General features: G+C 70.5%; 22 protein-coding genes. 9 read left to right on the top strand and 13 right to left on the bottom strand.

The window, feature by feature from the left end; translation table 11 throughout:
- Nucleotides 1-42 precede the first annotated feature (42 nt).
- Genes hisF through hisD form a run of 8 tightly spaced genes read right to left on the bottom strand, consistent with a single transcriptional unit; the run spans nucleotide 43 to nucleotide 5,768 of the window.
- The gene (gene hisF, locus ADK57_RS12970; RefSeq protein ID WP_053749569.1) at nucleotides 43-798 is read right to left on the bottom strand and encodes an imidazole glycerol phosphate synthase subunit HisF; all 756 of its coding nucleotides are present in this window, start codon (nucleotides 796-798) and stop codon (nucleotides 43-45) included.
- On the bottom strand, nucleotides 795-1,190 hold the full coding sequence (locus ADK57_RS12965) for a RidA family protein (RefSeq protein ID WP_053749568.1): 396 nt from the start codon (nucleotides 1,188-1,190) through the stop codon (nucleotides 795-797). The genes hisF and ADK57_RS12965 overlap by 4 nt, the downstream gene beginning before the upstream one ends.
- Entirely contained in the window at nucleotides 1,187-1,927 is a 741-nt protein-coding gene (gene priA, locus ADK57_RS12960) for a bifunctional 1-(5-phosphoribosyl)-5-((5-phosphoribosylamino)methylideneamino)imidazole-4-carboxamide isomerase/phosphoribosylanthranilate isomerase PriA (protein WP_053749567.1), read from the bottom strand. Before priA ends, ADK57_RS12965 begins: the two co-directional genes overlap by 4 nt.
- Nucleotides 1,927-2,583 carry an imidazole glycerol phosphate synthase subunit HisH gene (gene hisH, locus ADK57_RS12955; protein WP_053749566.1) on the bottom strand — a complete coding sequence of 219 codons (657 nt, stop codon included), beginning with the start codon at nucleotides 2,581-2,583 and terminating at the stop codon, nucleotides 1,927-1,929. Before hisH ends, priA begins: the two co-directional genes overlap by 1 nt.
- Complete coding sequence (locus ADK57_RS50435) at nucleotides 2,574-2,738, bottom strand: hypothetical protein (RefSeq protein WP_053749565.1); 165 nt, start codon at nucleotides 2,736-2,738, stop codon at nucleotides 2,574-2,576. Before ADK57_RS50435 ends, hisH begins: the two co-directional genes overlap by 10 nt.
- A 2-nt stretch (nucleotides 2,739-2,740) precedes the next feature.
- Entirely contained in the window at nucleotides 2,741-3,343 is a 603-nt protein-coding gene (gene hisB, locus ADK57_RS12945; protein ID WP_053749564.1) for an imidazoleglycerol-phosphate dehydratase HisB, read from the bottom strand.
- On the bottom strand, nucleotides 3,340-4,446 hold the full coding sequence (locus ADK57_RS12940) for a histidinol-phosphate transaminase (RefSeq protein ID WP_053749563.1): 1,107 nt from the start codon (nucleotides 4,444-4,446) through the stop codon (nucleotides 3,340-3,342). The genes hisB and ADK57_RS12940 overlap by 4 nt, the downstream gene beginning before the upstream one ends.
- Entirely contained in the window at nucleotides 4,443-5,768 is a 1,326-nt protein-coding gene (gene hisD, locus ADK57_RS12935; protein ID WP_053749562.1) for a histidinol dehydrogenase, read from the bottom strand. Before hisD ends, ADK57_RS12940 begins: the two co-directional genes overlap by 4 nt.
- Before the next feature lie 171 nt (nucleotides 5,769-5,939).
- On the opposite strand from hisD, the gene ADK57_RS12930 reads away from it, so the two are divergent.
- The 4 genes from ADK57_RS12930 (at nucleotide 5,940) to ybaK (ending at nucleotide 9,975) form a co-directional block, all read left to right on the top strand.
- Nucleotides 5,940-7,517 (top strand): hypothetical protein, encoded by a 1,578-nt coding sequence (locus ADK57_RS12930; RefSeq protein ID WP_053749561.1) that lies wholly within the window; start codon nucleotides 5,940-5,942, stop codon nucleotides 7,515-7,517.
- Nucleotides 7,518-7,647: 130 nt separating this feature from the next.
- Nucleotides 7,648-8,682, top strand: coding sequence for a hypothetical protein (locus tag ADK57_RS12925; protein WP_199830568.1), 1,035 nt, complete (start codon nucleotides 7,648-7,650; stop codon nucleotides 8,680-8,682).
- Between the two features lie 11 nt (nucleotides 8,683-8,693).
- A complete protein-coding gene (locus ADK57_RS12920; protein WP_053749560.1) occupies nucleotides 8,694-9,434 on the top strand; it encodes an LON peptidase substrate-binding domain-containing protein in 741 nt (246 codons plus the stop codon).
- A 37-nt stretch (nucleotides 9,435-9,471) separates the two neighbouring features.
- The gene (ybaK, locus tag ADK57_RS12915) at nucleotides 9,472-9,975 is read left to right on the top strand and encodes a Cys-tRNA(Pro) deacylase (RefSeq protein ID WP_053749559.1); all 504 of its coding nucleotides are present in this window, start codon (nucleotides 9,472-9,474) and stop codon (nucleotides 9,973-9,975) included.
- A gap of 123 nt (nucleotides 9,976-10,098) precedes the next feature.
- On the opposite strand, the gene ADK57_RS12910 is transcribed toward ybaK, so the two are convergent.
- The 4 genes from ADK57_RS12910 to ADK57_RS12895 all read right to left on the bottom strand — a co-directional run bounded on the left by ADK57_RS12910 (nucleotide 10,099) and on the right by ADK57_RS12895 (nucleotide 14,069).
- On the bottom strand, nucleotides 10,099-10,803 hold the full coding sequence (locus tag ADK57_RS12910) for an AAA family ATPase (protein WP_078973097.1): 705 nt from the start codon (nucleotides 10,801-10,803) through the stop codon (nucleotides 10,099-10,101).
- 34 nt (nucleotides 10,804-10,837) lie between these two features.
- Complete coding sequence (locus ADK57_RS12905) at nucleotides 10,838-11,659, bottom strand: ABC transporter permease (RefSeq protein WP_053749619.1); 822 nt, start codon at nucleotides 11,657-11,659, stop codon at nucleotides 10,838-10,840.
- 94 nt (nucleotides 11,660-11,753) lie between these two features.
- Nucleotides 11,754-12,728, bottom strand: coding sequence for an ABC transporter ATP-binding protein (locus tag ADK57_RS12900; RefSeq protein ID WP_053749557.1), 975 nt, complete (start codon nucleotides 12,726-12,728; stop codon nucleotides 11,754-11,756).
- A gap of 123 nt (nucleotides 12,729-12,851) precedes the next feature.
- Entirely contained in the window at nucleotides 12,852-14,069 is a 1,218-nt protein-coding gene (locus tag ADK57_RS12895; protein WP_053749618.1) for an NYN domain-containing protein, read from the bottom strand.
- Between the two features lie 224 nt (nucleotides 14,070-14,293).
- Here ADK57_RS12895 and ADK57_RS50430 point away from each other — a divergent pair, with 224 nt between their 5' ends.
- The gene (locus ADK57_RS50430; protein ID WP_199830566.1) at nucleotides 14,294-14,458 is read left to right on the top strand and encodes a hypothetical protein; all 165 of its coding nucleotides are present in this window, start codon (nucleotides 14,294-14,296) and stop codon (nucleotides 14,456-14,458) included.
- A gap of 117 nt (nucleotides 14,459-14,575) precedes the next feature.
- Here ADK57_RS50430 and dnaE read toward each other — a convergent pair whose 3' ends face one another.
- On the bottom strand, nucleotides 14,576-18,115 hold the full coding sequence (gene dnaE / locus ADK57_RS12890; RefSeq protein WP_053749556.1) for a DNA polymerase III subunit alpha: 3,540 nt from the start codon (nucleotides 18,113-18,115) through the stop codon (nucleotides 14,576-14,578).
- A 203-nt stretch (nucleotides 18,116-18,318) separates the two neighbouring features.
- Between dnaE and ADK57_RS12885 the strand changes: the two genes are divergently transcribed.
- The 4 genes from ADK57_RS12885 to ADK57_RS12870 all read left to right on the top strand — a co-directional run bounded on the left by ADK57_RS12885 (nucleotide 18,319) and on the right by ADK57_RS12870 (nucleotide 23,099).
- Complete coding sequence (locus tag ADK57_RS12885; protein ID WP_053749555.1) at nucleotides 18,319-19,659, top strand: DUF2252 domain-containing protein; 1,341 nt, start codon at nucleotides 18,319-18,321, stop codon at nucleotides 19,657-19,659.
- Nucleotides 19,660-19,727: 68 nt separating this feature from the next.
- Nucleotides 19,728-20,420 carry a hypothetical protein gene (locus ADK57_RS12880; RefSeq protein WP_053749554.1) on the top strand — a complete coding sequence of 231 codons (693 nt, stop codon included), beginning with the start codon at nucleotides 19,728-19,730 and terminating at the stop codon, nucleotides 20,418-20,420.
- 123 nt (nucleotides 20,421-20,543) lie between these two features.
- The gene (locus ADK57_RS12875; RefSeq protein ID WP_053749553.1) at nucleotides 20,544-21,356 is read left to right on the top strand and encodes a thioredoxin domain-containing protein; all 813 of its coding nucleotides are present in this window, start codon (nucleotides 20,544-20,546) and stop codon (nucleotides 21,354-21,356) included.
- A gap of 81 nt (nucleotides 21,357-21,437) precedes the next feature.
- Nucleotides 21,438-23,099 carry an alkaline phosphatase D family protein gene (locus tag ADK57_RS12870; protein WP_053749552.1) on the top strand — a complete coding sequence of 554 codons (1,662 nt, stop codon included), beginning with the start codon at nucleotides 21,438-21,440 and terminating at the stop codon, nucleotides 23,097-23,099.
- The last annotated feature ends 14 nt before the right edge of the window (nucleotides 23,100-23,113 follow it).

The raw sequence follows: 23,113 nt of genomic DNA, 5'->3' as shown, positions 1-23,113 counted from the left end.
CCGGCCACCACCAGGCGACCGGGGTTCAAGCCGAGCGAAGCGTCACCGCACCGGGTGCCCGGCCTCCCGCAGCGCGTCCTTCACCTGTCCGATCCGCAGATCACCGAAGTGGAAGACGGACGCCGCGAGCACCGCGTCCGCGCCCGCCGCGACCGCCGGCGGGAAGTCGGCCAGCTTGCCCGCGCCGCCGGAGGCGATCACCGGGACCGTCACGTGACCCCGGACGGCGGCGATCATCTCCAGGTCGTAGCCGTCCTTCGTCCCGTCCGCGTCCATCGAGTTGAGCAGGATCTCCCCCGCGCCCAGCTCGGCGGCCCGGTGCGCCCACTCGACGGCGTCGATGCCGGTGCCCTTACGACCGCCGTGCGTGGTGACCTCGAAGGACCCGGACTCCGTGCGACGGGCGTCGACCGAGAGCACCAGCACCTGCCGGCCGAAGCGCTCGGCGATCTCACGGATGAGGTCGGGACGCGCGATCGCGGCCGTGTTGACGCCCACCTTGTCGGCGCCCGCCCGCAGCAGCTTGTCCACGTCCTCTGCCGTGCGCACGCCGCCGCCCACCGTCAGCGGGATGAAGACCTGCTCGGCGGTGCGGCGCACCACGTCGTACGTCGTCTCGCGGTTGCCCGACGAGGCGGTGATGTCCAGGAACGTCAGCTCGTCGGCGCCCTCGGCGTCGTACACCTTGGCCATCTCGACGGGGTCGCCCGCGTCGCGCAGGTTCTGGAAGTTGACGCCCTTGACGACCCGGCCGTTGTCCACGTCCAGGCAGGGGATCACTCGTACGGCCAAGGTCATGCGGGTACTCCTCGGAACGCCTCCACCTCGACCTCGACCACCAGGCTGGGGTCCACGAAGCCGGAGACGATGATCATGGATGCGGCGGGCCGGACGTCGTCGAACAGCTCCTTGTGAGCGCGTCCGACGTCGTCCACGTCCCGGGCGTGGGTGATGTACATGCGTGTCCGCACGACGTCCTCACGGCCGAGACCCAGCTGCCCGAGCGCCGCGAACGCGACGTTGAAGGCGTTGACCGTCTGCTCGTACGGACCGCCTCCGGCGATCTCGCCGTCCACTATCGACGTGCAGCCGGAGACCAGTACCAGGCCGTTCGGCAGTTCCACCGCCCGGGAGTACCCGAAGGTCTCCTCCCAGAGCGCGCCGGTCGTGACGCGTCGCACATCGCTCACTGGGCTACCGCCTCCAAGGCCTCTTCAAGGGTGAACGCCTTCGCGTACAGGGCCTTCCCGACGATGGCGCCCTCGACACCGAGGGGTACCAGCTCGGCGATGGCCCGCAGGTCGTCCAGCGACGACACGCCACCGGAGGCCACGACCGGCCGATCGGTCGCCGCACACACAGTGCGCAGCAGCTCCAGGTTGGGGCCCTGCAGCGTGCCGTCCTTGGCGATGTCCGTGACCACGTAGCGCGCGCAGCCCTCCTTGTTGAGGCGCTCCAGCGTCTCGTAGAGGTCGCCGCCGTCACTGGTCCAGCCGCGCCCGCGCAGCGTCGTGCCGCGCACGTCGAGCCCGACCGCGATCTTGTCGCCGTGCTCGGCGATGACCTTGGCGACCCACTGAGGGGTCTCCAGGGCGGCCGTGCCGAGGTTCACCCGGGTGCAGCCGGTGGCCAGGGCGGCGGCGAGCGTGGCGTCGTCGCGGATGCCGCCGGAGAGCTCCACCCTGATGTCCATCGCCTTGGCGATCTCGCCGATCACGGCCCGGTTGTCGCCGGTGCCGAAGGCGGCGTCCAGGTCGACCAGGTGCAGCCACTCGGCGCCCGAGCGCTGCCAGGCGAGAGCGGCCTCCAGCGGGGAGCCGTACGAGGTCTCCGAGCCGGACTCGCCGTGGACGAGCCGGACCGCCTGGCCGTCACGGACGTCCACGGCGGGCAGGAGTTCGAGCCGTCCTGAGGGGTTCGAAGACATCACAGGGTTCCGATCCAGTTGTTCAGCAGCTGCGCTCCGGCGTCGCCGGACTTCTCGGGGTGGAACTGCGTGGCCCACAGGGCGCCGTTCTCCACGGCGGCCACGAAGGGCTTGCCATGGGTCGACCAGGTGACCTTGGGCGCCCGGATCGCCGCGTTGTGCGTCTCCAGGCTCCAGTCGTGGACGGCGTAGGAGTGCACGAAGTAGAAGCGCGCGTCCGCGTCCAGCCCGGCGAAGAGCTGCGAGTCGGCCGGGGCGTCGACGGTGTTCCAACCCATGTGGGGCACGATCTCGGCCTGCAGCGGCTCGACCGAGCCGGGCCACTCGTCGAGGCCCTCGGTCTCCACGCCGTGCTCGATGCCGCGCGCGAAGAGGATCTGCATGCCCACGCAGATGCCCATGACCGGGCGCCCGCCGGACAGGCGGCGGTCGACGACCCAGTCGCCGCGTGCTTCCTTCAGACCCTTCATGCAGGCGGCGAAGGCGCCGACGCCCGGCACCAGCAGGCCGTCCGCGTTCATGGCCTTGTCGAAGTCACGGGTGATCTCGACGTCGGCTCCCGCGCGCGCGAGGGCGCGTTCGGCGGAGCGGACGTTGCCGAAGCCGTAGTCGAAGACGACGACCTGCCGCTTCCTTGCAGAGCTGCTCAATTCCACACCTCCAGCCTCATGACACCGGCGACGAGACACATCGCGGCGCCTATCGAGAGCAGCACGATGAGGTTCTTCGGCATCTGCTGCTTGACGAAGGAGTAGATGCCGCCGAGGAGGAAGAGGCCGACGACGATCAGGACGGTCGAGGTGCCGTTCATGGCTAGAGCGCGCCCTTCGTCGAAGGCAGGATGCCGGCCGCGCGCGGGTCGCGCTCGGACGCGTACCGCAGTGCCCGGGCCAGCGCCTTGAACTGGCACTCCACGATGTGGTGCGCGTTGCGCCCGTAGGGCACGTGCACGTGCAGGGCGATCTGCGCCTGGGCGACGAAGGACTCCAGGATGTGCCGGGTCATCGTGGTGTCGTACTCGCCGATCATCGGCGCCATCTTCTCGGGCTCGGTGTGCACGAGGTAGGGGCGGCCGGACAGGTCGACGGTGACCTGGGCGAGGGACTCGTCCAGCGGGACCGTGCAGTTGCCGAAGCGGTAGATGCCCACCTTGTCGCCGAGCGCCTGCTTGAAGGCGGCACCCAGCGCGAGGGCGGTGTCCTCGATGGTGTGGTGCGAGTCGATGTGCAGGTCGCCCTCGGTCTTCACGGTCAGGTCGAACAGACCGTGCCGGCCGAGCTGGTCGAGCATGTGGTCGTAGAAACCGACCCCTGTCGACACGTCGACCTTGCCGGACCCGTCGAGATCGATCTCGACGAGGACCGAGGTCTCCTTCGTCACCCGCTCGACCCTTCCAACACGCCCATCGCGAGTCATGCGCACTGCTCCTTCTTCAGTTCACGGACCGCGTCGAGGAACGCGTCGTTCTCTTCGGGGGTGCCGGCGGTCACCCGCAGCCAGCCGGGCACGCCGTTGTCCCGGACCAGGACACCCCGGTCGAGGATCTTCTGCCACACCTCGTGCGCATCGGCGAAGCGCCCGAACTGCACGAAGTTGGCGTCCGACGCGGTGACCTCGTAGCCGATCGCCAGCAGTTCGGTGACCAGCCGGTCCCGCTCCGCCTTCAGCTGCTCGACGTATCCCAGCAGCGTGCCGGTGTGCTCCAGGGCGGCCAGCGCGGTCGCCTGCGTGATCGCCGACAGGTGGTACGGCAGCCGTACGAGCTGAACGGCGTCCACGACCGCCGGGTGCGCGGCGAGATAGCCGAGGCGCAGGCCCGCCGCGCCGAACGCCTTCGACATCGTCCGCGAGACGACGAGGTTCGGCCGCCCCTCGATGAGCGGCAGCAGCGAGTCGCCGTGGCTGAACTCGATGTACGCCTCGTCGACCACGACCATCGACGGCTTCGCGGCCTGCGCGGCGTCGTGGAGTGCGAGGACCGTCTCCGGCGGGACCGCGGTGCCCGTGGGGTTGTTGGGGGTCGTGATGAAGACGACGTCCGGCCGGTTCTCGGCGATGGACTTCTCGGCGGCGGCGAGGTCGATCGTGAAGTCCTCGTTGCGCGGGCCGGAGATCCAGCCCGTGCCGGTGCCGCGCGCGATGAGTGCGTGCATCGAGTACGACGGCTCGAAGCCGATCGCCGTACGGCCCGGTCCGCCGAAGGTCTGCAGGAGCTGCTGGAGGACCTCGTTGGAGCCGTTGGCCGCCCAGACGTTGGCCGGGCCGACCTCGTGTCCGGACGTGTCGGTCAGGTACCTGGCGAGCTGCGTGCGCAGCTCCACGGCGTCCCGGTCGGGGTAGCGGTTGAGGTTCCGGGCCGCCTCGCGCACCCGCTCGGCGATCCGCTCGACCAGCGGCTCGGGCAGCGGGTAGGGGTTCTCGTTGGTGTTCAGCCGCACGGGGACGTCCAACTGGGGCGCGCCGTAGGGGGACTTGCCGCGCAGTTCGTCCCGTACGGGGAGATCGTCGATGCCAGTCACTTGCTCTCGGGTACCTTCCAACCGAACCGGGCCTTGATCGCCGCACCGTGCGCCGGCAGGTCCTCCGCCTCCGCCAGCGTCACCACGTGATGCGCCACGTCGGCCAGCGCGTCCTTCGTGTAGTCGACGATGTGGATGCCCCGGAGGAAGGACTGCACGGACAGCCCGGAGGAGTGACAGGCGCAACCGCCGGTCGGGAGCACGTGGTTGGACCCGGCCGCGTAGTCGCCCAGCGACACGGGCGCCCAGGGGCCGATGAAGATCGCGCCGGCGTTCCTGACGCGATCGCCGACCACGGCGGCGTCGGCCGTGTGGATCTCCAGGTGCTCGGCGCCGTACGCGTCGACCACCCGGAGTCCCTCGTCGACGCCGTCGACCAGCACGATCGCGGACTGCCGGCCGGCGAGGGCCGGACGGATCCGGTCCTCGATGTGCTTGCTGGCCGCGACCTGCGGCTCCAGCTCCTTCTCCACCGCGTCCGCGAGCTCGACGGAGTCGGTGACGAGCACGGCGGCCGCAAGAGGGTCGTGCTCGGCCTGGCTGATGAGGTCGGAGGCGACGTGCACCGGGTCGGCCGTGTCGTCCGCGAGGATCGCGATCTCGGTCGGGCCGGCCTCGGCGTCGATGCCGATCTTGCCGGTGAAGTAGCGCTTGGCGGCGGCGACCCAGATGTTGCCGGGGCCGGTGACCATGTCGGCGGGCGGGCAGGACTCGGTGCCGTACGCGAACATCGCGACGGCGGTCGCGCCACCGGCCGCGTACACCTCGTCGACGCCGAGCAGCGCGCACGCCGCGAGGATCGTCGGGTGCGGCAGCCCGTCGAACTCGGCCTGCGCCGGGGAGGCGAGGGCGATCGACTCGACGCCGGCCTCCTGTGCGGGCACCACGTTCATGATCACGGAGGAGGGGTAGACGGACCGCCCGCCGGGCGCGTACAGACCGACCCGATCGACCGGCACCCACTTCTCGGTCACCGAGCCGCCGGGCACGACCTGGGTCGTGTGCGTCGTACGGCGCTGCTCACGGTGGACGAGACGGGCGCGGCGGATGGACTCCTCCAGTGCCGCGCGCACGGCCGGGTCCAGCTCCGCAACGGCCCGGGTCAGCGCCTCGGCCGGCACCCGCACGGACTCCAGGCGCACTCCGTCGAACTTCTCGGCGAAGTCGATCAGCGCCGCGTCGCCCCGATGATGCACGGCCTCGCAGATCGGACGCACCTTCTCCAGGGCGGCCGAGACGTCGAAGTCGGCTCGGGGCAGCAGGTCGCGCAGAGCGGGGCCCTCGGGAAGGGCGTCGCCGCGCAGATCGATTCGGGAGATCACGTCGTCAATTCTCTCAGACCGGCATCGGGCGTCGTCCGCGCGTATCAATGGCTGATACAGACCTCGGAGGGAACCCGGAAGATCGCCTTCACGTCTAGTGTTCCGGGCGTCACTCAGCGGGCATGAACGGGTTGTATGAACCTACGAGTGGATGAGGGGGATGGAAGAGACGTGACCGAAGGGGCCGGCATCCGGGACGGAGACCTGCCGGACGATCTGACCGCCACCGAGGCCGGGATGTGGCAGGCCTTCCGCAACGGCACGGTGTACGACCTGAGCAGCGGCGACACAGTGGTCGACGATCCGCACGGCGGGCACCCGTGGGGGCCCGAGCGGACGGTGCGGGCGCGCATCGTGTGCTGGCTGCTCCTGGACGGACCGCCCGCGCTCGCCGGCCGGGTGTCGTCCCTGAAGCTCGTCGGGGTGCAGATCAGCGACACCCTGGACCTCGCGGGCGGCACCGTGGTGCCGTACGTCGAGATGCGCGGCTGCCGCTTCGAGCGGGACGTCCTGCTGCCGGAGGCCCACTTCACGACCATGCGGATGGTGGACTGCTCGGTGCCGCGCCTGGAGGCGGCCCGGGTGCACACCGAGGGCGACCTGCACCTGCCGCGCTGCCGCTTCCAGAACGGCATCCGGCTCACCGACGCGCAGATCGGCACCGACCTGCTGCTCAACCAGGCGATCGTCTACCGCGACCGCAGCGGACGCTCGATCGCCGCGGACGGCATGAGCGTCGGCCAGGACCTCCAGGCCGAGATGCTGGAGTCGCACGGCGAGCTGAGCCTGCGCAGCGCCAAGATCGGCGTCTCGCTGAGCCTGCGCGGCGCACGGCTGGTCAACCCGTACTCACGACTGGCACTGAACGCCCCGCAACTGACCGTGGAGCGCTCGCTGTACCTGACCCCGGCGGGCGTCGGCAGCCTCCTGCTCAGCGGCACGACGCCCGCGCGCGGGACGCGCATCCAGCGCTTCGAGTGCCATGGCGGGCTGCGCCTGGACGACGGGCGGTTCGGGGACGCGGTCGACCTGGAGGGGGCCCGGTTCACCTTCACCGACGAGCAGGAGCTGTCGCTGCGCCGCGTGCAGACGCCCGAGCTGCGCTTCCTCGGCGAGCGGCCGACGCGGGGCATGGTCGTGCTGTCGGGGGCGCGGGTCGTCAACCTGATGGACAAGGCGGACGCCTGGCCGGGTCCGGGCCGGCTGCACATGGGCGGCTTCAGCTACGAGAACCTGGTGCCGCGCGGCCCGTTCCCGCTGAACGAGCGGCTGGAGTGGGTGGCGGCGGCGACCGCCGAGTACAACCCGGAGCCGTACGAGCGGCTCGCCGCCGTGCTGCGCACCGGCGGCGAGGACGAGGACGCCCGCGAGGTGCTGCTCGCCAAACAGCGCCGCCGACGCGAGAGCCTGCCGATCGCCGCCAAGCTGTGGGGGTACGTCCAGGACTGGACGGTCGCCTACGGATACCGGCCGGGCCGGGCCGCCGTGTGGATGGCGGTGCTGTGGGCGGCGAGCTCGGTGGCTTTCGCGCACGCCAGTCATCCACCGCTCAAGACCGGCGAGCACCCGCCGTGGAACCCGGCCCTGTTCGCCCTCGACCTCCTCCTGCCGGTCATCGACCTGGGTCAGGTCGGTTTCTGGCAGCTGAACGGCGGCTGGCAGTGGCTGGCCGCCGCGATCATCCTGCTGGGCTGGATCCTGGCGACGACGGTGGCGGCGGGGGCCACGCGGCTACTGCGGCGCAGCTAGAGGTGTCAGCAAGGGCTTTCGGCGGCCAGTTGTCGACCTGTCACCTCTTTACCTGCCCTTGACCGTATCGCGTACAACTTTCCATGAGTTGCCCTTTCCTTCTGGCGCTCCGTTGACCTGCGGTCTTTCAATGGTCGACACCATGGCTCTCCTGCCCCCCTTCATCCGCTCGTCCCGGATGCCCCGGAAGCCCTCGCGCCTCGTCGGCAGAACGCCCGCCGACGACGAGGTCCTCCTCGACGCGCCCGACGACCGGCTCGGCCCCGCGCTGGTCGCCGCCGCGCGCGGCGAGTACGAGCCGGCCGCGGAACTGCTCGCCGCCACCCGCACCGCTGCCGACTGGGAAAACCGCGATCGCTACGCGCGAAGACTCGCGGCCTTCGCCCGCTCGCGCGACGAGTGGTACGAGGGCTGGCGTGCCGCCGCCCCGCACGACCCCGACGCGCTGCTGATCGGCGCCCAGCTGGTGCTGGAGCGCTCCTGGCAGTCACCGGCACGGGCGGAGCTGCTGCGCCGGGCGAGCCCCTTGATCACGGCTGCCGCGCACGGCGACGACCGCGACCCGGTGCCGTGGCGGATCGCTCTGGACCACGCGCGTGGCTCGCATGCCGGGCACAAGTACTTCGAGCAGCTGTGGGAGGCGGCGGTCCGCCGCGCCCCGCACCACTACGGCTGCCACGTGGCGGCCCTGCGCTACCTCGCCGCCTCCTGGCACGGCTCCCACCACGCGTGCTTCGACTTCGCCGACCTGGCCGCGCAGGACGCTCCGGCCGGCTCCCTCGTCCAGGCGCTCCCGGCGCGGGCGGCCTTCTCCTACCTGACCGACGGCTGCGGCCCCGAGGTGCCCGGCGAGCGGCTCGACGCGGCGGCCGACCGGGCGATCGCGCTCTCCGCCCGGTTCCCGGCGGCCGATCCGTGGCCCGCCGAGATGCGGAACAAGCTGATGTACGTCCTGGTACGGCTGGAGCGCTGGACGGACGCCGACGAGCAACTGCGCCTGATCGGCCCGTACGCCACCTCCTTCCCCTGGGACCGCTTCTCGGACGACCCGCTCGGCCGGTTCCTGGAGATCCGCGACGAGATCCGCGACAAGGCCGGCCGGAACCCGGCTTCCCGCCATCCACGGAGTGAGCACGGCGGACGCGCCCACTCCGGCGACCATTAGGCTTTTGCGTCGTGACCACCGTCCGACTCCCGCTCTTCCCCCTGAACTCCGTGCTGCTCCCGGGGCTCGTTCTGCCACTGAACATTTTCGAGGAGCGCTATCGCGCCATGATGCGCGAGTTGCTGAAGACGCCCGAGGACGAACCGCGCCGGTTCGCCGTCGTCGCGATCCGCGACGGCCACGAGGTGGCGCCCAGCTCACCCGGCCTGCCGGACCAGACCGCCGTACCCGAGCACGGCCCCGCGGCCGGCTTCGGCGACGACCCGGTCAAGGCGTTCCACGGGGTCGGCTGCATCGCGGACGCCGCGACGGTCCGGGAGCGGGCCGACGGCACCTTCGAGGTACTGGCCACGGGCACGGCCCGGGTGCGGCTGCTGTCGGTCGACGCGTCGGGCCCGTTTCTGACGGCGGAGCTGGAGGAGCTGGAGGAGGATGCCGGCGAGGAGGCGGGGGCACTGGCCGAGGGCGTGCTGCGGGCGTTCCGCCAGTACCAGAAGCGCCTGGCGGGCGCGCGCGAGCGGTCCCTGTCCACCGGCGCGGACCTGCCGGACGAACCGTCGGTGGTCTCGTACCTCGTGGCCGCGGCGATGATGCTGGACATCCCGACCAAACAGCGCCTGCTCCAGGCCCCCGACACCGCGTCCCGGCTGCGCGACGAACTGAAACTCCTTCGCTCGGAGACGGCGATCATCCGTAATCTTCCGTCGTTGCCCGCCGCGGAGCTGACGCGGGCGCCGACGAGTCTCAACTGACGTACGACCTCCGGGGAACAGGCGGGATCAGGCCGCGATGGCGAAGAAGTCGAAGAAGCAGCAGCAGCCGGGCGGGACGCCGGCGACGGTGGCACTGACGGCCGCGGGAGTGTCGTACACCGTGCATGCGTACGACCACGACCCCGCCCACCCCTCGTACGGCGAGGAGGCGGCCGAGGCGATGGGGGTCTCGCCGGAGCGGGTCTTCAAGACGCTGGTCGCGGACGTCGACGGCGCCCTGACCGTCGCGGTGGTCCCGGTGGCCGGCCAGCTGGACCTCAAGGCACTCGCGGCGGCGGTGGGCGGCAAGCGCGCCGCGATGGCCGACCCGGCACTCGCCGAACGCACCACGGGCTACGTCCGCGGCGGCATCTCCCCGCTCGGCCAGCGCAAGAAACTGCCCACGGTCCTGGACGAATCGGCCTCGGCCCACGCCACGATCTGCGTCTCGGCGGGCCGCCGCGGCCTGGAGGTCGAACTCTCCCCCGACGACCTGGCCAAGCTCACGGAAGCGGTGGTGGCCCCCATCGGGCGTGCCTGACCTCTCGACGCGGGTCCGTTCCTCGGTTAAGCACGAGGGACATGTCGAAGAAAACACGCAAACGCAAGTGGCGCACGAAGAAGGGCCGCTCGAATCACGGGAGGCGGCCCGCCTAGAAGGTCGCTACGCCTGCGGGGCCCCGTATCCGTCCTTCGGTACCGGACCCTGCTGGTGGGCGTACGGATCCGGATCCCGGGGCCCGAACAGCGCCGTCAGCCCCAGGTGCACCACCAACGCGGACAGCGACCACGCCAGCAGGGCGCCCTTCGCCCCCAGCTTCAACGGCGCCGAGAACGTGACGCCCTTGCCCACGTCCCTGGCATGCGCGAGCACGTCCTGCGCCGGGCCGAGCCACACCCCGAGCCGCCACGCCAGCACCGACCCGAGCAGCCCTCCGACGGCGAGCGCCACGACCAGCGGCACCCCTCCACGCCTGCGCACGAGGAACACGGCGAGCGCGCTCACGGCCCCGAAGGCCAATGCCAGCAGCGTGAACGTTCCATCAACACCGACCGCCTGTTCGCCCTCGGTGTCCTTGAGGAAGACGACCCAGTTGCCCTGCTCGTCCAGGCCGCCGACCAGCGGCACGTGCGGCGCCAGCCACCACCACAGCAGCCCGAGCAGCACCCCGCCGAGCGTCACCGCCACCGTGACGACGGCAGCCTCGCGCACTTCGGTCTTCATGCCGGGACCGTCCTGTCCGTACGAACCGTCCGCGCCGTACGCGGCATCCTGCGCGGTAGCCCCGTACCCGGGAGGCGCGGCCTGCCACGTACTGTGCGAGGGCTGTTCGTTCGGCGGCGGAGGAGGAGTCAACGGTGCGGTCACCCTGACATCGTGCCAGGCCCGCCTGTGCGGCGCGTCATCGGACGGCCGCCCGGCGGTAGGCCCAGGTGGCGACGGCCAGCGAGACCACGCCGACCCCGCCGCACACGGCGAGGTCACCGAGCACGAACGCCCAGTCGGGGTGCGGCCCGAAGGTCCGCGCGAAGGCCTCGACGCCGTAGGTCGACGGCAGCAGGTCGCGTGCGAACCGCACGGCCTGCGGCATCCGGTCCGCCGGCAGGACCCCGAGCAGCAGCGCCGCGGACATGCCCAGCTGCCCGAGCAGCGTCGCCAGCTCCGGACGCGGCGCGAGCAGTCCGAGGGCGGCCCCGAGCCCGGCGAGCGCGGCGCCCGCGAGCGGGATGACGGCGATCAGCACCCACAGATGCGCGAGCGGCAGCCCGAACAGCACGCACCCGAAGACCGCGGTCACCACGGTCCCCGGCACGGTGAAGGAGGCGTACGCGCCCGCCGCGCCCAGCACCACGGCCGCCGGCGGCACGGGCAGCGTCGCGTAGTGGTCGAGCCCGCCGCTGGCGCGCAGCTGACCGAAGTACTGTGCGAGCAGGTTGAGCGCGACGAAGGCGACGACGAGCACCGACGAACCGGCGACGACCGCCTGCGCCTCTCCCCCGCCGTCCACGACCCCGCGCATCAGGACCATGATCCCGATCGACTGGAAGGTCGCCACGAACAGCAGCGGGATCCGCGCCACCCGCGCACGGGACAGCTGCGCCCGGTACACGGCCGCCAGCGCCGGCCACAGCCGCGCACGCGGTCCGAGCTCGGCCGCTTCCCGGACCGTCTCCTCAACGGCCAGGGCACTGCCCGGCAGAACCTCGGCGGGTACGACACTCACGTCGCGCGGCTCCCCTCGCTCGGTTTCACTCCGGCAGTCGTCGTGTTCCGTACGCATGCGGCGGTCACAGTACTCAAGCCCTCGATCGGTCGGCTCACGCCTTCACCAGCCCCTGCCGTGCGGCGCCGCCCAGCGCCAGGTACACGTCCTCCAGGCTCGGCGTGGCCAGCGTGAAGTCGTCCAGCGCGGCGAACGCGGCGCCGCCGGTGACGGTGGCGACGACCGTACGGGCCTCCTCCGGGGCGAGCCGCAGCGTCCAGCGGCGCCCGGACTCCACGGCCCGGTCCCGCAGCGCGGCCACCTCGGGCACGTGCAGCGGGGCGGACTCGCGCCACACCAGGTCGACCCGCACCTCGCCGGCGACCTGCTCCTTGAGGCCGGTGGGGGTGTCGCAGGCGATCACCCGCCCCCGGTCGAGCACGGCGACCCGGTCCAGGACGGTCTCGGCCTCGATGACGTTGTGGGTGACGAGCAGGACCGTCGAGCCGTGCTCGGCCCGGCGCCGGTCCACGGCGCCCCACACCGCGCGCCGCGCCACGGGGTCCATGCCGCTGGTCGGCTCGTCGAGGACGAGGAACGGCCGCTCCCCCACCAGCGCGGAGGCGAAGCAGGCCAGGCGGCGCTGTCCGCCGGACAGCTTCTTCAACGGCCGCCCGGCGATCGGCGCAAGCCCCAGCTCGTCGAGTACGGCGTCCCGCTCGGCCCGCGCCCGAGCCGCTCCCAGGCCGCGCAGCCGTCCGGTGGTCTCGGCGGCGAGCGACACGGTCAGTTCGTCGAGGGCGGTGGACTCCTGCCCGAGGTAGGCGAGGATCCGCGAGGCGCGCTCCGGATGGCGCACGATGTCGTGCCCGAGGATCTCGACGCTGCCGCGGTCGGGGCGCATCAGCCCGGTCAGCTGCCGTACGAGGGTGGTCTTCCCTGCGCCGTTCGGCCCGAGGAGCCCGAAGATCTCCCCGCGCCGGATGTCCAGCCGTACCTCGTCGGTGGCCCTCACCTCGGGCGTTGCCGGAACGCCGCGCCGTCCCCGTACCGCCGGATAGGTCTTGGTCAGTCCGCGCACCGCGCACACGACATCGTCACCGTGCCGAAGTGCCTGTGCCGCGCGCGTACTCACAAAGGACGAGACTACGGGGTCCGCGACCCCGCTCCGCTCCCGGGGCGGCCCATCGCGGCACATCCGACGGCAGGGATCTCACTCTCCCGCAGGCGCGTGCTCGGCGGCCGTCCGCACGTCGATCTCCCGCCAGAACCCGGCCCGGATCGCATACCGGTCGTGCTCGTCGATCTGGTCGTCCTTGTGCGCGAGCAGCCCGAACCGGGCGGCGTACCGCAGCAGCTCCCCGTCGATCCGGTGCGGGATCCGCGGGTACATCCCGGACAGCTTCTGCAGATGGACCTGGTCCCCGAGCCGCCCCATCCAGCGCCGCGCGAACACCTGTCCGACCTCGAACGGGTCGCCGCCGACGGTCGTGATGTCCTCCTCCCGGTCGGCCCACCGCTGCTCCGCCGTCGTCACCTGCGCGAGTGTCGGCATCGAGGCGACCTCGGGCGGCTCGGCCGCACCGCCGGGCCGGTCGACCCACCCCTTGTCCGAGGACCAGCGCAGGGTCGCGGTCTGCGGGGGCTGGGCGGGCTGGACGCCGGGCGCGCGCAGCGCGGCCAGGTCCTTCGGCGTGGGCACGCCCTTGGACGCGGGCACCCGCTCCTGCGTGCCGTTCTCCGAGGCGGCGGCCGCCGGGGCGTGCTCCTCCTCGACCGACCGCTCGGCTGCCGCGGCGTGCGCGGACTCGGGCAGCGGCGCGGAGAGGATCGCGGCGATCTCGGGCCGCGGCACGGGCGGCGGCGCGCAGATCCCGCCGAGGTCCTTGGCACGCACGGCCTTGGTGATCCACGTACGGTCGAGCACGCGCCGTTCATCGGCCTCGGCGACCAGGTCCTCGGACTGGTTGTAGTCCCCGTCGGCTGCCTGCACGGCCCACAGGTGTACGGCCACGCCGTGCTCCTTGGCGGCCATCATGCCCGGCAGCAGATCGCCGTCGCCGGTGACCAGGACGACGTCGGAACAGGCGCGGTTGCGGGCCAGCTCGGTCAGCTCGGCGTGCATCGCGGCGTCGACGCCCTTCTGGGCCCAGCGTCCGTCGCTGCGGGTCAGGGCACCGAGCCGGACGGTGACCCGGGGCATCACGCGCAGCCGGCGGTGCTCGGGCTGCGGGACGCGGTCGGGGGCGCCGTCGAACCAGTAGATGCGCAGCAGGGGCCGTTCCGTGTCGGACTCGGCGCGTTCGCGCAGGCCCTGGATGAGGGCGGCGTGGTCGACGGTGATCCGGGAGCGGGAGGGCTCCCCGGCGAGGAGACTGGCGGCGGCCCCCAGCAGATACCCGGCGTCCACCAGGACGATGCAGCGGTCCACGCGATCCACCCTCTTTCCGGGAGGTTTGCTTCGGGCTTCCTTCGAGTCTGCCCGACCACGCGGGGGTTAACGGCCCGAACTCGATCTTCGGCGTGGCGTTTCGGAGCTTCGCTCCCCGACAAGCCATGTCACAGACGGTAATTATCCGACATGCGCTCCTTGTCAGCCTATGTGAATCTGATCCCGGACCTGGCCCCTAGATCCCCCACAGGAGGCAGATCACCATGGCCAAGAACAAGAACCGTGAACGTAAGCAGCCGCAGTCCGAGCGTGGTCAGCAGACGGCCCAGCAGCCCCCGGCGGACACGCAGGCCCACCAGCATGTCCCGCAGGTCACCCCCGGCGACATGGCCCGCAAGAGCCGCGAGAAGCGCTTCGGTCACAACTGACCTCTGTATCAAGGGCTGTTGAAGCCCGGGCACACACCGAGGGGCGTACCCGTTCACGGGCGCGCCCCTCGCGTACGTCAGTTGCCCAGCCGGTCAGCCTGTCATCCGCTCAGCCGCTCAGCCGGCCAGGCAGGACGGGCCCAGCAGCACCTTCAGGTCGCCGAAGAGCGCCGGATCCGGCTTCACGCGGTGCCGGTCGAGGCGCAGCACGGTCGTCTTGCGCGGGCCCTGGAGCTTGATCCTGACCTCGCTCTCACCCTTGTGGTGACTGAGGATCTCACCGAGCCGGCTCACCATCGGCGGGGTGACCCGGGTGGCCGGGATGGTGAGGATCACGGGCGCGTTGGTCCCCGCGTTGGACAGGTCCGGTACCTGGAGTTCCATCGCGACGAGACGGGGCACGTCCTCCCGCTTGTCCAGGCGTCCCTTGACGAACACCACGGCGTCCTCGACGAGTTGGGTCGAGACGAGCTGGTAGGTCGCCGGGAAGAACATGCACTCGATGGAGCCGGCGAGGTCCTCGACGGTGGCGATGGCCCAGGCGTTGCCCTGCTTGGTCATCTTGCGCTGGAGGCCGGAGATGATGCCGCCGATGGTGACGACCGCGCCGTCGGAGTGCTCACCTCCGGTGAGCTGGGCGATGCCCGCGTCGGCCTTGTCGGACAGCACGTGCTCCAGGCCGAAGAGCGGGTGGTCGGAGACGTACAGACCGAGCATCTCCCGCTCCTGCGCGAGCAGATAGACCTTGTCCCACTCGTCGGTCGTGAACTCCACGTCGAGTCCGAAGCCGGGCTCGCTCGTCTCCTGCTCGCCCATGCCGCCGAAGAGGTCGAACTGGCCCTCGGCCTCCTTGCGCTTGACCGCCACCACGTTGTCGATCATCGGCTCGAAGTGCGCGGTGAGGCCCTTGCGGCTGTGCCCCATGCTGTCGAAGGCGCCCGCCTTGATCAGCGATTCGGTGGTGCGCTTGTTGCAGACGACCGCCTCGACCTTGTCGAGGTAGTCGGGGAACGACGCGTACTTCCCCTTGGTCTTGCGGCTCCTGATGATCGACTCGACCACGTTCGTGCCGACGTTGCGCACCGCGGAGAGGCCGAAGAGGATCACGTCGTCGCCCTGCGCGGCGAAGTTGGACATCGACTCGTTGACGTTCGGCGGGAGCACCTTGATGCCCATGCGCCGGCACTCGTTGAGGTAGACGGCCGACTTGTCCTTGTCGTCCTTGACCGAGGTGAGCAGCGCGGCCATGTATTCGGCGGGGTAGTTCGCCTTCAGGTACGCCGTCCAGTACGAGACCAGTCCGTACGCGGCCGAGTGGGCCTTGTTGAACGCATATCCGGCGAAGGGGACCAGCACGTCCCACAGGGCCTGGATCGCCTCGTCGCTGTAGCCGTTCTTCTTGGCGCCGGCCTGGAAGATGGTGAAGTTCTTCGCCAGTTCGTCGGGCTTCTTCTTGCCCATCACGCGGCGGAGGATGTCGGCCTCGCCGAGCGAGTACCCGGCGATGATCTGGGCGGCCTTCTGGACCTGCTCCTGGTAGACGATCAGGCCGTAGGTGACGGCCAGGACCTCTTCGAGGGGCTCCTCCAGCTCCTTGTGGATCGGCGTGATCTCCTGGCGCCCGTTCTTGCGCTCCGCGTAGTTGATGTGCGAGTTCATGCCCATCGGGCCCGGCCGGTAGAGGGCCGAGACGGCGGAGATGTCCTCGAAGTTGTCGGGCTGCATCTGGCGGAGCAGCGAGCGCATCGGGCCGCCGTCGAACTGGAAGACGCCGAGGGTGTCACCGCGGCAGAGCAGTTCGAAGGTCTTGGGGTCGTCCAGCGGGAGCGCGAGCATCTCCAGGTCGATGCTCTTGTTGGCCTTCACCATCTTGATGGCGTCGTCCATGATCGTGAGGTTGCGCAGGCCCAGGAAGTCCATCTTCAGCAGGCCCAGCGACTCACACTGGGGGTAGTCCCACTGTGTGATGGTCACGCCGTCGGTGTGCCGCACCCAGATGGGGGCGTGGTCCACGATGGGCTCGCTGGACATGATCACGCCCGCCGCGTGCACACCCATCTGCCGGACCAGGCCCTCGACGCCCTTGGCGGTGTCGATGACCTTCTTCACGTCCGGCTCGTTCTCGTACATCGCGCGGATCTCGCCCGCCTCGCTGTAGCGGGGGTGCGCGGGGTCGGTGATGCCGTTCAGGTCGATGCCCTTGCCGAGGACGTCGGCGGGCATCGCCTTGGTGAGGCGGTCGCCCATCGCGTACGGGTAGCCCAGCACGCGCGCGGAGTCCTTGATGGCGTTCTTCGCCTTGATCTTGCCGTACGTGCCGATCATGGCGACCTTGTCGGCGCCGTACTTCTCGGTCACGTACCTGATCACCTCGACGCGCCGACGCTCGTCGAAGTCGATGTCGACGTCGGGCATGGAGACGCGCTCGGGGTTGAGGAACCGCTCGAAGATCAGGCCGTGCGGGATCGGGTCGAGGTCGGTGATGCCCATGGCGTACGCGACGATCGAGCCGGCCGCGGAACCACGGCCCGGACCGACCGCGATGCCGTTGTTCTTGGCCCACATGATGAAGTCGGCGACGACGAGGAAGTAGCCCGGGAACCCCATCTGGATGATGACGTCCATCTCGTACTCGACCTGCTTCTGGCGGTCGTCGGGGATGCCGCCCGGGAAGCGGCGCTCCATGCCGCGGCGGACTTCCTCCTTGAACCAGCTGACCTCGGTGTAACCCTCGGGGATGTCGAACTTCGGCATGAGGTTCTTCGCCTCGAACATGCCGGCCGTGTCGATCTGCTCGGCCACCAGGAGGGTGTTGGCGCAGCCCTCCTGCCAGGCGTCCGAGGAGTCGATGGCGTACATCTCGTCCGTGGACTTCAGGTAGTAGCCGGTGCCGTCGAAGCGGAAGCGGTCCGGGTCGGACAGGTTCTTGCCGGTCTGGATGCACAGCAGCGCGTCGTGGGCGGTCGCCTCGTGCGCGTACGTGTAGTGCGAGTCGTTGGTGACCAGCGGCGGGATGCCGAGCTTCTTGCCGATCTCCAGGAGGCCGTCACGGACCCGGTGCTCGATGTCGATGCCGTGGTCCATCAGCTCCAGGAAGTAGCGGTCCTTGCCGAAGATGTCCTGGTACTCGGCGGCGGACTTCAGGGCCTCGTCGAACTGGCCGAGCCTCAGCCGGGTCTGGAGCTCGCCGGAGGGGCAGCCTGTGGAGGCGATGAGCCCCTCGGACCACTGGGAGATGGTCTCCTTGTCCATCCGGGGCCACTTCTGCAGCCAGCCCTCGGCGTACGCGTCCGAGGAGAGCTTGAAGAGGTTGTGCAGGCCCGTCGCGTTGGCCGCCCAGATCGTCTTGTGGGTGTAACCGCCCGAACCGGAGACGTCGTCCCGCTTCTGGTGCGGCTGACCCCACTGGATCTTGCGCTTGTTGCGCCGGGACTCCGGCGCGACGTACGCCTCGATGCCGATGATCGGGGTGACCCCGGACTTCTTCGCGGTGTGGAAGAAGTCGTACGCCCCGTGGAGGTTGCCGTGGTCGGACATGGCGATGTGGGTCATGCCCATCTCGTTGCACGCGTTGAACATGTCCTTGAGCCGCGCGGCACCGTCCAGCAGCGAGTACTGGGTGTGGACGTGCAGGTGCGTGAACGGCGGCTTTGACACGGCGTGGCCTCCATGGAAAACGCTCGGCGACAGGCTGCGGGCAGTCTGGGGGGACAGCGTCGAAGTCTATGCCTGGGCACTGACACTCGCGGGGCTGGTCCGCGTACCTTCGTGTGAAGGTCGCGGGCACTCCCGCGTACCTTCGTCCGTTGGTAGTGACGGAACGGCCGTCCCACATGTCATGCACCAGGAGGCACCCAGCGATGTCGGTCCCGCAGCTCAACGACGAGCACCGCGGCGAGGAGATCCTCGCCGTCTTCGACACCGCCTTCGGCCAGCTCCTGGCCGCCGACCCGGCCGCGTTCCGCGTGAAGTTCCGGAAGATGGCGGCGTCGGCCTTCGCGTTCTACCGCGGCACGGCGTGCGTCTTCTACCACGACCTGACTGCAAACAATGGTTTCGGGTCGAAGCGGGGCGGCCCGTACCTGGACGAGCGCACCTCGCGCGTGTGGATCCACGGCGACCTGCACGCGGAGAACTTCGGCACGTACATGGACTCCACCGGCCGGCTGATCTTCAACGTCAACGACTTCGACGAGGCGTACGTCGGCCCCTTCACCTGGGACCTCAAGCGCTTCTCCGCCTCCATCGCCCTGATCGGATACGCGAAGGCGCTCGGCGACGACCAGATCACCGATCTGGTGCAGGTGTACGCGGGCGCGTACCGCGAGCGGATCCACGCCCTGTCCACCGGCGCCAAGAGCGACGAGGTGCCGCCCTTCACCCTGGACACCGCCCAGGGCCCGCTCCTGGACGCCCTGCGCGACGCCCGGTCGCTGACCCGCTTCGGCCTGCTCGACTCGATGACGGAGATCCGTGACTTCGAGCGCCGCTTCGCCCCCGGCGGCGGCTCCATCGAGCTGGACGCGGCCACGCGGTACAAGGTCCTCGCAGCCTTCGACGGCTACCTGGAGACGCTGCCGGAGACCTCGCTGGCCCGCCCGGACTCGTACCGCGTGAAGGACGTCGTCGGCCGCCGCGGCATCGGCATCGGCTCGGCCGGTCTGCCGTCCTACAACATCCTCCTGGAGGGCCACAGCGACGCCCTGGAGAACGATGTCGTGATCTACATCAAGCAGGCCCAGACCCCGGCCGTCTCCCGGCACATCACGGACTCGGCGATCCGGGACTACTTCCAGCACGAGGGCCACCGCACGGTGATCTCGCAGCGCGCCCTCCAGGCGCACGCCGACCCGTGGCTCGGCTGGACCGAGCTCGGCGGCACGGGCCAGCTGGTCGCCGAGGTCTCGCCGTACGCGGTGGATCTCGACTGGGGCGACATCGACGACCCGGAGGAGATCGCCGCGGTCGTCGCCGACCTGGGCCGGGCCACCGCCACCATGCACGCGGCGGCGGACGACCAGTCCGGCGAGTCCCTGGTGCCCTTCTCCACCGAGCGGGCCATCGACGCGGCCCTCGCGGCCGACGAGGACGGCTTCGCGGACCTCCTGGTCGACTTCGCGCACGACTACGGCGCACGCGCGCGTGCCGACCACCAGATCTTCGTGGACCTGTTCCGCAACGGCCGGATTCCGGGTCTGTGACGGAAAGGCCGCACACAGGGATCCTTTAGGGGTCCCTTACCGGCCCACGTGACAGACTCTCCTCCGCTATGGACATATCCGGGACCCAGCTCAGAGCCGTACGCGCGGCGCTGTTCACGGCATTCGTCGTGACGCTCAGCACCGCGTCGCACGTCCTGCTGTCCCGAGCCCCGCTGCCGCTGAACACGGTGGCGGTGGTCGGCGCCGCCGTGTTCGTCATCGCCTACACCCTGGCCGGCCGCGAGCGCGGTTTCGGCCGGATCGCCGCGCTGCTGATCCCGCTGGAGCTGGCCGCCGACACCGTCTTCACCACCGGTCAGCACGTCTGTTACGGCGCGGCGGGCGGCCCGGTCGCCGGTCCGCTGCGCTCCGTCGGCTTCGACGTGCTGTGCGGCGACGGCACCAGTGTCGGCGCCCCGCTGGCCCGGGTGACCGGCACCGACCCCGACCGGCTCGGGGGTCTGCTCTCCCACGCCGACCCGGCGACGGCCTGGCTGCTGCTCGGCGCGCACGTCTGCGTCGGCCTCCTCGCCGCCGCCTGGCTGCGCCGCGGCGAGCGCGCGCTGGCCCAGCTGCTGCGCGCGGTGGCCGCGACCACCTTCCGGCCGCTGCTGCTGGCGGTCGCGGCGGTGACGGTACGGCCGTCGCCCTCCGTGCGCCGCCCGCAGCGCCCCGGCCGCCGTAACACCACCGCGCGCGAGCGGATCCTCGTGCACTCCCTGGGACGGCGTGGACCGCCGTGCTCGGTCGCTTCCGCCTGAGCGGCGCCGAACGGCGTCAAGCCGCGCCGAGAGCGCCGAAGTGCGCCCGACGCATCTGAGCACCACCAGTCCCCCATACGTATCCCGCACACGACGTGTGCGCGTCCCCTACGGAGATCACCCATGGCAAAGCGGAACAGCCAGGCCGCGAAGACCGCCGCCCGCGAGCGGCTGCGCCAGGAGCGCGAGCGCCAGGCCAAGCGCGACAAGATCAAGCGGCAGGTCATCGTCGCCTGCTCCATAGTCGGCGTGCTGGCGATAGCCGGCGGCATCAGCTACGCGGTCGTCCAGGGCAACAAGCCCGGTTACTGGGACGCCGCGAAGGACGACAAGCTCGTCAAGCCGGCCAACACCACGGGCACGAACGGCACGACCGTCGTCATCGGCGAGAGCAGCGCCAAGAAGACCCTGGTCATGTACGAGGACCCGCGCTGCCCGATCTGCGCCCAGTTCGAGCAGACCGTCGGCGCGACGCTGGACAAGGGTGTCGAGGACGGCAAGTACAAGGTCCAGTACGTCGGTGCCACCTTCCTCGACAACAGCCTGTCCGGCGAGGGCTCCAAGAACGCGCTCAGCGCCCTGGGCGCCGCGCTCAACGTCAGCCCCGAGGCGTTCCTCGAGTACAAGACCGCGCTGTACTCGGCGAAGTGGCACCCGGAGGAGTCCGACGACAAGTTCAAGGACGACTCCTACCTGATCAAGGTGGCCGACACGGTCTCCGCCCTCAAGGGCAACACGAAGTTCCAGAACGCCGTGAAGAACGGCACCTACGACAAGTGGGCGCTGGAGATGTCGAAGACGTTCGACGACAGCGGCGTGAGCGGCACGCCGACCCTGAAGATGGACGGCAAGACGCTGACCGGCTCCGACGGCAAGAACGCGCCGATGACGGTCGCCGACTTCAACACGGCGATCGAGGCGGCCCTCAAGGCCTGATCTCGATCGTCGGTCAAAGAGCGGGCGAACTTTTGCCAGTTCGCCCGCTCTCGTTCATACCGATCAGTAACCTGATCGGCCGTGACCAGTCGATACAGAGCCACCGAGCATCTCAACTCCCTCTCACCGCGCCGCCGTACGGTCGTCAAGGCCGCGGCGGCCACCGCTGTCCTGGCCGGCCCACTGGCCGCCGCCCTGCCCGCCCGGGCCGCCACGGACGCCCCCGCCTTCCTGCACGGCGTCGCCTCCGGCGACCCGCTCCCCGACGGCATCCTGCTGTGGACCCGGGTGACGCCCACCGCCGGGGCGATACCCGGCTCCGGGCTCGGCCCGGACACCGCGGTCGACTGGGTCGTCGCCAGGGACAAGGCGCTGACGAACATCGTCGCGAAGGGCTCCGTCACCGCGACCGCCGCCTCCGACCACACCGTCAAGGCGGACGTGCGCGGCCTGGAACCCGCCACCGACTACTGGTTCCGCTTCTCCGCCGGGGGCACCGACTCCCCCGTCGCCCGCACCCGCACCGCCCCCGCCGCCGACGCGGCCGTGTCGAACCTCCGCTTCGGCGTGGTCTCCTGCGCCAACTGGGAGGCCGGCTACTTCTCGGCGTACCGCCATCTAGCGGCCCGCGGCGACCTGGACGCCTGGCTGCACCTGGGCGACTACATCTACGAGTACGGCACCGGCGAGTACGGCACGCGCGACACCGTCGTACGGCCGCACGCGCCCACGCACGAGATCCTCACGCTCGCCGACTACCGCACCCGGCACGGGCGTTACAAGACCGACGCCGACCTCCAGGCCCTGCACGCCGTCGCTCCGGTCGTCGCCATCTGGGACGACCACGAGTTCGCCAACGACGCCTGGTCGGGCGGGGCCGAGAACCACACCGAGGGCGCGGAGGGCGCCTGGTCCGCGCGTCAGGCCGCGGCCAAGCAGGCCTACTTCGAGTGGATGCCGGTGCGCACGGCGATCGCGGGCACCACCTACCGTCGGCTGCGCTTCGGCAAGCTCGTCGACCTCTCGCTGCTGGACCTGCGTTCCTTCCGCTCGCAGCAGGTCGCCGTGGGCAACGGCTCGGTCGACGACCCGGACCGTACGCTCACCGGCCGCGCCCAGCTCGACTGGCTGAAGGCCGGGCTGAAGGCGTCCGACGCCACCTGGCGGCTGATCGGCAACTCGGTGATGATCTCGCCGTTCGCGATCGGTTCGCTCTCCGCGGACCTGCTGCGGCCGCTCGCCGAGCTGCTCGGTCTGCCGAAGGAGGGCCTCGCCCTCAACACCGACCAGTGGGACGGCTACACCGACGACCGCCGCGAGCTGCTGGCCCACCTGCGCTCGAACGCGATCCGCAACACCGTCTTCCTGACCGGCGACATCCACATGGCGTGGGCCAACGACGTGCCGGTGGACGCCGGCACGTACCCGCTGTCCGCCTCCGCCGCCACGGAGTTCGTGGTCACCTCGGTCACCTCCGACAACCTCGACGACATCGTGAAGGCACCCGAGGGCACGATCTCCGCGGTCGCCGCGCCGATCATCAGGGCCGCCAACCGGCATGTCCACTGGGTCGACACCGACCGCCACGGCTACGGCGTCCTGGACATCGACGCCGCCCGCGCGCAGATGGACTACTACGTGCTGTCCGACCGCACCAAGCCGGACGCGACCTCGTCCTGGGCCCGCTCGTACCGCACCCGCACCGGTACGCAGAAGGTCGAGCGGACGTACGACCCCGTGTAGCCGCCGGCCGACGG

This window comes from Streptomyces sp. MMG1533, assembly GCF_001279775.1.
GTDB lineage: Bacteria > Actinomycetota > Actinomycetes > Streptomycetales > Streptomycetaceae > Streptomyces.
Note: the sequence above shows the minus strand (reverse complement) of the source record. Positions and strands in the feature narration are given on the sequence as shown.